Genomic DNA, 1,997 nt, shown 5'->3' on the forward strand with positions numbered 1-1,997 from the left:
TGTGCCCACCCTCCCCCAGCTACCGCTGGGAGGTGCCCCCAGCCCTGCGGAACGATTGCCCACAACGGGAGTGGGCAGCCCTGCCCACAACGGGAAGGGCAGCCCTGCCCGCAACGGCGGCAGCCGGGACGGGGACGGCGGGGGTTAGCCCACGTCGCCGGGGTACCCGGGGGACGTGAGCACCCGTAGTCGTACCGCCGCGGCGCCCGAGGACGCCTACACCGCGGAACCCTTCGTCCCGCAGGGCGCGGGCCTGGAGGCCCTGCGCGAGGCCGCTGCCGGGTGCCGCGGGTGCCCCCTGCACCGCGACGCCACCCAGACGGTCTTCGGCACCGGAGACACCGACGCCCGGGTGTTCCTCGTCGGTGAGCAGCCCGGCGACCAGGAGGATCGGCAGGGCCGGCCGTTCGTCGGGCCCGCGGGCAGGGTTCTCGACCGTGCCCTGGCCGAGGCGGGGATCGACCCGACGCACACGTACGTCACCAACGCCGTCAAGCACTTCAAGTGGACCCAGCCTCCCGGCGGCGGCAAACGGCGTATCCACAAGGCGCCCAGCCTGCGCGAGATGACGGCGTGCGGCCCCTGGCTGGCCGCCGAACTCGCCCTCGTGGAACCGGAGATCATCGTGGTGCTCGGCGCGACGGCGGGCAAGGCCCTGCTCGGCTCGTCCTTCCGGGTCACCAAGCAGCGCGGAATGCTGCTCGAGGAGGAGATCCACGGGCGGCACGCGCGCGTGGTCGCCACCATCCACCCCTCCGCGGTGCTGCGCGCCGACGACCGCGAGGCGGTGTACCAAGGACTGGTGTCCGACCTGAAGGTGGCGGCGCGCGTCCTGGGCTGACGGTCTCCAACGCGTCTTCAACGCGCGAGCGCCGCTCCACGGTCCGCGTCGCGAGACGGCCGTGTCCGGTTGTCAGTGGTGCCGGTTAGGGTCGGCCGCATGTCGCTCACCTTCGAACTCGACCCCGCGATCACGCCCGGCCTGCGCGACGGACTGCTGACCCTGTGGACGGACGTGTCCAACGCCGGCGGTGCCGTCGGCTTCGTGCCGCCCGTGACCGCCGAGGCGATACGTCCGGAGCTCGTCCGGCACTTCGCCGCGATGAGCGAGGGCCGTACCCGGCTCCTGGTGGGCTACGACGAGGCGGGCGAGGCCGCAGCGACCGCGTTCCTCACGTACAACACGCACCGGCTGATGCGGCACTGGATCTGGCTCTACACGGTGATGGTGCACCCGCGGCACCAGGGCAAGGGCTATGGACGCGATCTGCTGGCGGCCGCCGCGGACGCCGCCCGCGGCTTCGAGGGCATCGACGCGATACGCCTGACCTGCCGCGGCGGTCTGGGGCTCGAGCGCTTCTACGCCTCCTGCGGCTACAAGGAGGTCGGGCGCGTGCCCAGCGCCATCCGCGTGGCGCCCGGCGACGACCGCGACGACATCACGATGCTGCTGCCGCTCGGGACGGCCGGCCAGCGGGTCCCCTCGACGGCTGAGTCCCACGACGCGATGGCCGAATGCCTCGGCGGCTGACCCCCCGGGCAGCGCACGCCCGGCCGCGTGCTTCACTGGGGAGCGCCCACTTTCGGAAGTTCGGAACGGAAGAGTGAAATGACATGCTCCGCTACACACTGATGCGCCTCGGGATCTTCGTGGGCTGCTTCGTGGTCGTCTGGGGCCTCGTCTACTCGGGCGTTCTACCCCGCGGACTCGGCGGCTCCAACGATCTGTGGATCGTCCTGCTCGCCCTGGTGATCTCCGCGCCCATCAGCTTCGTCGCCCTCCGTAAGCAGCGCGACCGAGCCTCCGAGCAGATCGTGGCGCGGGTCGACCGGGCCAAGGCCACGCTGGAGAGCAACCGCAGCCAGGAGGATGTCGCGGACGACGCCGCCCGCGCCCAGGGGCAGACCCAGGGCTAGGCGCTCCGCTGGATGTGCCGTCGGTTAGCTGCGGCGCCGTCGTGGCTGGTCGCGCAGTTCCCCGCGCCCCTTGAGGGTGA

Annotated in this window: 3 protein-coding genes; all 3 read left to right on the forward strand. The window is 72.1% G+C overall.

Features of this window, described 5'->3' with window-relative positions:
* Window positions 1-175: 175 nt before the first annotated feature.
* The 3 genes from STSP_RS00470 to STSP_RS00480 all read left to right on the forward strand — a co-directional run bounded on the left by STSP_RS00470 (window position 176) and on the right by STSP_RS00480 (window position 1,917).
* On the forward strand, window positions 176-841 hold the full coding sequence (locus STSP_RS00470) for a UdgX family uracil-DNA binding protein (RefSeq protein WP_067270484.1): 666 nt from the start codon (window positions 176-178) through the stop codon (window positions 839-841).
* Between the two features lie 99 nt (window positions 842-940).
* Entirely contained in the window at window positions 941-1,531 is a 591-nt protein-coding gene (locus STSP_RS00475) for a GNAT family N-acetyltransferase (RefSeq protein ID WP_078066774.1), read from the forward strand.
* Window positions 1,532-1,614: 83 nt separating this feature from the next.
* Entirely contained in the window at window positions 1,615-1,917 is a 303-nt protein-coding gene (locus STSP_RS00480; RefSeq protein ID WP_067270486.1) for a DUF4229 domain-containing protein, read from the forward strand.
* The last annotated feature ends 80 nt before the right edge of the window (window positions 1,918-1,997 follow it).

Origin of the sequence: Streptomyces jeddahensis (genome assembly GCF_001642995.1) — a bacterium.
Classification (GTDB): domain Bacteria; phylum Actinomycetota; class Actinomycetes; order Streptomycetales; family Streptomycetaceae; genus Streptomyces; species Streptomyces jeddahensis.

What these genes read in the sequence shown, in the direction of transcription:
- STSP_RS00475 (WP_078066774.1), top strand. Translation starts at nt 941, where the DNA reads ATGTCGCTCACCTTCGAACTCGACCCCGCGATCACGCCCGGCCTGCGC.
- STSP_RS00480 (WP_067270486.1), top strand. Translation starts at nt 1,615, where the DNA reads ATGCTCCGCTACACACTGATGCGCCTCGGGATCTTCGTGGGCTGCTTC.